Annotated in this window: 7 protein-coding genes; all 7 read left to right on the top strand. The window is 72.8% G+C overall.

The window, feature by feature from the left end; genetic code table 11:
* Positions 1 to 1,865 (top strand): transcription termination factor Rho (gene rho / locus NH602_RS25505; protein WP_253069117.1); only part of this gene is annotated, 1,865 nt, incomplete at its 5' end.
* Between the two features lie 132 nt (positions 1,866 to 1,997).
* On the top strand, positions 1,998 to 2,219 hold the full coding sequence (gene rpmE / locus NH602_RS25500) for a 50S ribosomal protein L31 (protein ID WP_062397374.1): 222 nt from the start codon (positions 1,998 to 2,000) through the stop codon (positions 2,217 to 2,219).
* An 88-nt stretch (positions 2,220 to 2,307) separates the two neighbouring features.
* Positions 2,308 to 3,384: a peptide chain release factor 1 gene (gene prfA, locus NH602_RS25495; protein ID WP_073578518.1), complete on the top strand. Its 1,077-nt coding sequence runs from the start codon at positions 2,308 to 2,310 to the stop codon at positions 3,382 to 3,384.
* 68 nt (positions 3,385 to 3,452) lie between these two features.
* Positions 3,453 to 4,355 (top strand): peptide chain release factor N(5)-glutamine methyltransferase, encoded by a 903-nt coding sequence (gene prmC / locus NH602_RS25490; RefSeq protein WP_073578517.1) that lies wholly within the window; start codon positions 3,453 to 3,455, stop codon positions 4,353 to 4,355.
* A 104-nt stretch (positions 4,356 to 4,459) separates the two neighbouring features.
* A complete protein-coding gene (locus NH602_RS25485; protein ID WP_174565925.1) occupies positions 4,460 to 5,122 on the top strand; it encodes an L-threonylcarbamoyladenylate synthase in 663 nt (220 codons plus the stop codon).
* Between the two features lie 75 nt (positions 5,123 to 5,197).
* A complete protein-coding gene (gene glyA / locus NH602_RS25480; RefSeq protein WP_073578516.1) occupies positions 5,198 to 6,481 on the top strand; it encodes a serine hydroxymethyltransferase in 1,284 nt (427 codons plus the stop codon).
* A gap of 38 nt (positions 6,482 to 6,519) precedes the next feature.
* On the top strand, positions 6,520 to 7,790 hold a 1,271-nt coding region (locus tag NH602_RS25475; RefSeq protein ID WP_253069116.1), incomplete at its 3' end, for a glycosyltransferase family 4 protein.

Raw genomic sequence — 7,790 nt, 5'->3', positions numbered from 1 at the left:
CGCCCGAGCAGGCCGCCCCCGCCGCGAGCGCGCCGGAGAAGGCCGACAGCACCCCGGCCCCGGCCGCGGAGCGCCGTGAGGACGCCGACGGCGCCGGTCGTCGTGGCCGGACCCGCCGCCGCGGGCAGGGCGACGACAACGGCCAGAAGGACAACGGCCAGAAGGACAACGGCCAGAAGGACAACGGCCAGAAGGACAACGGCCCCCAGGGCGCCCCGAAGGACCCCGCCACGGACGCGGGCCAGAAGGACGCGGGCCAGCGGGACGCGGGCCAGAAGGACGCCCGTCGCGACGCCGACGGCGACGACCCCGGCACCGACGGCGACCGCCGTCGCGGCCGTGGCGCCGACCGCAATGCCGAGCGCGGTGCCGACCGCAACGGTGGCGACCGCACCGGTGAGGGCCGCGACGACAACGGCCGCGGCAACGGCGACAACGGCCGTGGCGGGCGCAACCGCGACGGCGACGACTCCGGCCGCGGCAACCGCGGGAACCGCAACAACGACCGGACCGGCGACCGCGGTGACAACCGTGGTGAGCGGAACGGCGACCGGAACAACGACCGCGGTACCGACCGGAACGACTTCCGCGACGACGACGGTGACGACGGTGACGGCCGCGGCCGCCGCGGCCGCCGCTTCCGCGACCGCCGTCGCGGCCGGGACCGCGAGCGCACCGGTGGCGGCGCCACCGGCGGTGGCGTGGACACCGAGATCCGCGACGACGACGTCCTGCTGCCGGTCGCCGGCATCGTGGACATCCTCGACAACTACGCGTTCGTCCGGACCACCGGCTACCTGTCCGGCCCGACCGACGTCTACGTGTCGATGTCGATGGTCCGCAAGAACGGACTGCGGCGCGGCGACGCCATCACCGGCGCCGTCCGTCAGCCCCGCGAGGGCGAGCAGCAGCGGCAGAAGTTCAACCCGCTGGTGCGCGTCGACTCGATCAACGGGCGGGACCCGGAGGCCGCACGCAACCGGCCCGAGTTCACCAAGCTGACCCCGCTCTACCCCAACGAGCGGCTCCGCCTGGAGACCGACCCGACGCAGCTGACCACCCGCGTGATCGACCTGATCATGCCGGTCGGCAAGGGGCAGCGTGCGCTGATCGTCTCCCCGCCCAAGGCGGGCAAGACGACGATCATGCAGAACATCGCGAACGCGATCACCACGAACAACCCCGAGTGCCACCTCATGGTCGTCCTCGTCGACGAGCGGCCCGAGGAGGTCACCGACATGCAGCGGTCGGTGAAGGGCGAGGTCATCGCCTCGACCTTCGACCGCCCGCCGGCAGACCACACCGCCGTCGCCGAGCTGTCCATCGAGCGGGCCAAGCGCCTGGTCGAGATGGGGCACGACGTCGTCGTCCTGCTGGACAACATCACCCGCCTCGGCCGCGCCTACAACCTGGCGGCGCCCGCGTCGGGCCGGATCCTGTCCGGTGGTGTCGACTCCACGGCGCTGTACCCGCCGAAGCGCTTCCTCGGCGCCGCGCGCAACATCGAGGACGGTGGCTCGCTCACCATCTTCGCGACCGCGCTGGTCGAGACCGGGTCCACGATGGACACGGTGATCTTCGAGGAGTTCAAGGGCACCGGCAACGCCGAGCTCAAGCTGGACCGGAAGATCGCCGACAAGCGGATCTTCCCGGCCATCGACGTCGGCGACTCGAGCACCCGCAAGGAGGAGCTCCTGATGTCGCCCGACGAGCACGCGGTGATGGTGAAGCTCCGCCGCGTCCTCGCCGCGCTCGACGACCAGCAGGCGCTCGACCTGGTGCTCGGCCGGCTCAAGAAGACCAAGACCAACATCGAGTTCCTGATGCAGGTCGCCAAGAACGCCCCCGGCAACGACGAGGACTAGTCGTCGCCGTGCCGTCCGGGCCCCGGTGGGAATTCCGCCGGGGCCCGGATGGTTGAATGGACCGTCAGCTTCCCGGCACCGGTTCACCCTGGTCGTACCAGGGACCCGGCGGCCAACGATGAGGAGAGAGCCATGCGCGAGGGAATCCACCCTCAGTACGTCGACACCCAGGTCACCTGCGGTTGCGGCAACCAGTTCACCACCCGCAGCACCAAGAACAGCGGCGCCATCAGCGTCGAGGTCTGCTCCGCCTGCCACCCGTTCTACACCGGCAAGCAGAAGATCCTGGACTCCGGTGGCCGCGTGGCCCGCTTCGAGGCCCGCTACGGGAAGCGCGAGCGCGCCGCCAAGTAGCTCCCGACACGGCGCCCGTCGCCTCGCCGCACGCGAGGAGGCGGGCGCCGTTTCGCGTTCCCGCCCCAGCGCCTCGAAGGAATCCCCGATGAGCACGCAGTCGGTCGACGCCCTGCTCGACGAGCACGCCGAGCTGGAGCAGCGCCTCGCCGACGCGGGCGTCCTCTCCGACCAGGCGCAGGCCCGCAAGCTGGGCCGTCGCTACGCCGAGCTCGGCCCGGTCGTGCGCTGCGCCCGCGAGCTCGCCCAGGTCCGCGACGACCGCGACGCCGCCCGTGAGCTCGCCGCCGAGGACCGCGCCTTCGCCGCCGAGGCCGACGCCCTGGACACCCGCATCGTCGAGCTCGAGACCGAGCTGACCGAGCTGCTGCGCCCGCGTGACCCGCACGACGGCGACGACGTCCTGATGGAGGTCAAGTCCGGCGAGGGCGGCGAGGAGTCCGCGCTGTTCGCCGGCGACCTCGTGCGCATGTACAGCCGCTACGCCGAGAGCCGCGGCTGGAAGGTCGAGGTCCTCGGCGCCACCCCGTCCGATCTGGGCGGGTACAAGGACATCACGCTGTCCCTGCGCAGCAAGGACCCGGTCGACGGGGTGTGGGCCGCCTTGAAGTTCGAGGGCGGCGTGCACCGCGTCCAGCGCGTCCCGGTCACCGAGTCGCAGGGCCGCATCCACACCTCCGCGGCCGGCGTCCTGGTCTTCCCCGACGCCGACGACACACCCGACGTCGAGATCCACGACGCCGACATCCGGGTCGACGTCTACCGGGCCTCGGGCCACGGCGGGCAGAGCGTCAACACCACCGACTCCGCCGTGCGGATCACGCACCTCCCGACCGGCATCGTCGTGACCTGCCAGAACGAGCGCTCCCAGCTGCAGAACAAGGCCCGCGCGATGGACGTGCTGCGGGTCCGGCTGCAGGCGAAGGCCGAGGCCGAGGCGGCCGAGGCGGCGTCGGAACAGCGTCGCTCGCAGGTCCGCACGGTGGACCGCTCGGAGCGGATCCGTACCTACAACTACCCGGAGAACCGCATCTCCGACCACCGTGTCGGGTTCAAGGCCTACAACCTGTCCGCGGTGCTCGACGGCCACCTCGTCGACGTCCTCGCCGCTCTGACCGCGGCCGAGCGCGCCGAGGCCATGGCGGGGGAGCAGGAGCAGGAATGATCCCCCGCTCAGGTGATGCTCCGGTCACCTGCGGTGTCCCCGCGCCCCGCAGCCGGGACACTGGAGCCGTGACCGAGACGACGGCGAGCCCCACGACCGGCAGCCGGCTGCCGCTCCGGGTGGCGATCGCGGAGGCCGAGCGCACCCTGGCCGCCGCCGGTGTCGCGTCCCCGCGCGTCGACGCCGAGCTGCTCGCCGCGCACGTGCTCGGCTCGTCGCGGTCCACACTGCTGATGACCCCGCTGGTGGACCCACCGGTCGTCGAACGGCTGCAGGCCCTCGTGGCCCGCCGCGCCACCCGCGAACCGTTGCAGCACATCCTCGGCACCGCGGTACTCGGCCCGGTCGAGGTCGCCGTCGGACCAGGGGTGTTCACCCCGCGCCCGGAGACCGAGCTGCTGCTGGAGTGGGGCCTCGCCGCGATCCGCGACGTGAGCCGCCCCCGGGTGCTCGACCTCTGCACCGGCTCCGGCGCGCTCGCGCTGGCCTTCGCGGTGTCCCGGCCCGACGCCGAGGTGCACGCTCTCGAGGCCGACCCGTCGGCACTGTCCTGGACCCGGCGCAACCTCGACGCGCACGTCGCCGCGGGCGGGCGCCCGGTGACCCTGCACGTCGCCGACGTCCGGTGGACCGACCTGCTCATCGAGCTGGAGGGTGCGGTCGACCTGGTCGTCTGCAACCCGCCCTACGTCCCGGACGGGACGCCGGTGCCGCCCGAGGTGGAGCGGTGGGACCCGCCCGGCGCCGTGTTCGGCGGGCCCGACGGCACCCAGATCATCCAGGCCGTCGTACGCGGGGCCAGCGGATGGCTGCGGCACGGCGGGCACCTCGCGATCGAGCACGACGACACCCACGGCGAGACGGTCCCGGCACTGCTGCGTCGCCGGCGCACGCTGGGTGAGGTCACCGAGCACGACGACCTCACCGGCCGCCCGCGCTTCGTCACCGCCCGCCGCGTCCCCTGCCCCTGACGCCCGTCCCACCCAGCGGGGAGCGGTCGTCCGGACGTCCCGCCGGCGCCGCGGATGTGAGCCGCCCCGCACCCCCGCGCGGCACGGTCGTATCCTCGCGGATCGTGAGTGCACCGCAGACCCAGCCGCTGTTCGACTGCAGCGTCCCCGCCGAGCGCACACGCGGTCTGACCGCCGCCGCGCGCGCCGTCCGGGCGGGTGAGCTGGTCGTCCTGCCCACCGACACCGTCTACGGCATCGGCTGCGACGCGTTCAACGGCACCGCCGTGCGCGCGCTGCTCGCCGCCAAGCGGCGCGGCCCGGACATGCCGGTCGGCGTGCTCGTCGGTTCCTGGACCACCATCGACGGCCTCGTCTCAGGAGTCCCGCAGTCCGCCCGGGCGCTGATCGAGGCGTTCTGGCCGGGCGAGGTGTCGCTGGTGCTGGAGCACGCGCCGTCGCTGGCCTGGGACCTGGGCAGCACCCGCGGGACGGTGATGCTGCGCATGCCGCTGCACCCGGTCGCGCTGGAGCTGCTGCGCGAGGTCGGGCCGATGGCGGTGTCGAGCGCGAACACCTCGGGCAACCCGCCGGCGTCGAACGTGACCGAGGCGATCACCCAGCTGGCCTCGAGCGCGCAGGTCTACCTCGACGGCGGCCCGTCCGGTGACCCGGTCGCCTCCACGATCGTCGACCTCACCGGCGCCCGGCCGCGCATGCTGCGCGAGGGCGGGGTGACCGCCGAACAGGTCGAGGAGGTCGTCGGCCAGGAGGTCGACCGGGTCTGAGGGGGCCACCCGCGGGTGTGATCACGCCTGCACGGCCGCGGCCTGCGGGGATGGCAGCGGGTAGCGTGTCCCGGCGTGAGCGAGCAGACCTTCTGGGGACCGGACTTCCACGCACTGCAGCAGCAGGACCCCGAGATCGCGGGCGTCGTGCTGGACGAGCTCGAGCGCCTGCGCGGCGGACTGCAGCTCATCGCGAGCGAGAACCTGACCAGCCCCGCGGTGCTGGCGGCGCTCGGGTCGACGCTGTCGAACAAGTACGCCGAGGGCTACCCCGGCCGCCGCTACTACGGCGGCTGCGGCGTCGTCGACGTCGCGGAGAACATCGGCAACGCGCGCACGAAGGAGCTCTTCGGCGCCGAGCACGCCAACCTCCAGCCGCACTCGGGCGCGAGCGCGAACCTCGCCGCCTACGCCGCGTTCGCCAAGCCCGGCGACACCGTGCTGGCCATGGACCTCAAGCAGGGCGGCCACCTCACGCACGGCAGCAAGGTCAACTTCTCCGGCCTGTGGTTCAACGCGGTGTCCTACACGGTCCGCGAGGACACCGAGGTCATCGACTACGACCAGGTCCGGGACCTGGCCAAGCAGCACCAGCCGAAGATCATCATCGCCGGTGCGACCGCGTACCCGCGCCTGATCGACTTCGCGGTGTTCCGCGAGATCGCCGACGAGGTCGGCGCCAAGCTCATGGTCGACGCCGCGCACTTCATCGGCCTGGTCGCCGGCAAGGCGATCCCGTCGCCGGTGCCCTACGCCGACGTCGTCACCGCCACCACGCACAAGGTCCTGCGCGGCCCGCGCGGCGGCATGGTGCTGTGCCGCGAGGAGCACGCCAAGGCCATCGACAAGGCCGTCTTCCCGTTCTCCCAGGGTGGCCCCCTGATGCACGCGGTCGCCGCGAAGGCCGTCGCGATGAAGGAGGCGGCGCAGCCGGAGTACCAGGCCTACACCCGCCAGGTCGTCGCGAACGCCCGGGCGCTGACGACGAGCCTGGAGTCCGAGGGCATGCGCGCCGTCTCCGGCGGCACCGACAACCACCTCGCGCTGCTGGACCTGCGTCCGATCGGCGTCACCGGGTCGGAGGCGGAGACCCGCTGCGACCGCGCCGGCATCACGCTGAACAAGAACGCGATCCCCTACGACCCGGCGCCGCCGATGAAGCCGTCCGGCATCCGGGTCGGCTCGCCCAGCGTCACCACGCAGGGGATGACCGAGGCCGACATGGCCGAGGTCGGCGCCCTGCTGGCCCGCGCGGTCAAGGCCGAGCACGACACCACGGCCGGCGACGCCGAACTCGCCGACGTCGCGAAGGCGGTCACCGCGCTCGTCTCGAAGGCACCGGCCTACCCTCGGGGATGACCTGAGACCCACGGCGGAGGCGGAGAGGCGCTCGCGACGTGCCCACTGACCAGTTCACGTACGGACTCCCCATCCGGGAGCTCCTGCTCGTCGGGCTGGTCGCCGCCGTCGTCACGCTGCTGCTGACCGGGCCGGTCCGGATGCTGGCGCTGAAGGTCGGCGCGGTCGCCTGGCCGCGGGGACGGGACGTGCACGTCACCCCGACCCCGCGGTGGGGCGGCCTCGCGATGTTCGGCGGGGTGCTGGCCGGACTGCTGCTGTCGCTGCAGCTCCCGGCCCTGCGGCTGGCCTACTTCGAGCAGAGCACCGAGGTCGTCGGGGTCGTCGTCGCGACCGGGTTGCTGGTCGGCGTCGGGATGCTCGACGACCGCTACGACCTCGACGCCCTGACCAAGTTCGCCGCGCAGGTCACCGCGGCCGGGCTGCTGGTGCTCTACGGCGTGCAGTGGGTGTCCATCTGGATCCCGATCGGCGGAGACGCCTTTCTCACGGGATCGACACTCTTCCTCGGTCAGGGCCAGTCGGTACTGCTGACAGTGCTGGTCACCGTCGTCCTGGTCAACGCGATGAACTTCGTCGACGGCCTCGACGGCCTGGCGGCGGGCATCGGACTGATCACCACGCTCGCGACCGCGGTGTTCTGTGTCGGGCTGATCAGCGAGAACGGCAACGACCCCACCGCCTTCGTCCCCGCGCTGCTCGCGGTGGTGCTCGCCGGCTCCTGCCTGGGGTTCCTGCCGCACAACTTCCACCCGGCCCGGATCTTCATGGGCGACACCGGCTCGATGATGGTCGGGGTGATGCTGTCCGCCGCCATCACCACCGCCTCCGGGCGGGTTCCCCAGTCGGACAACCTGTCGGCCGGGAACATCCTGGCCCTGGTCTCCCCGGTCATCGTGCTGGTCGGGATCGTCTTCATCCCGTCGCTGGACCTGCTCATGGCGGTCGTGCGCCGGACCCGGGCCGGGACCAGCCCCTTCAGCCCGGACAAGATGCACCTGCACCACCGCCTGCTCCAGGTCGGGCACAGCCACCGGCGCGCGGTGCTGCTGGTCTACCTGTGGGTCGCGGTGATCGCCTTCGGCGCGGTCGCGCTCGCCCTGGTCCCCCGCACCGGGCTGGTGCTCGCCGCGACCGGGATCGCGTTGGTCGTGGCGTTCGTGGCCTCGGCGGTGCCGCACCGGTCGCGGATGCGCACCGCCGCCTCCGCGGCGCCGGTCGCCGCGGGGGAGACGACGATCGCCTCGACCGACGACCTCCCGGACGCCGGGCCCGGGCGCCGGGCGCCCCCCGCCCGGCCGTCCGCCGG

It is taken from the genome of Pseudonocardia sp. McavD-2-B, assembly GCF_024124365.1.
Lineage (GTDB): Bacteria > Actinomycetota > Actinomycetes > Mycobacteriales > Pseudonocardiaceae > Pseudonocardia > Pseudonocardia alni.
Note: the sequence above shows the minus strand (reverse complement) of the source record. Positions and strands in the feature narration are given on the sequence as shown.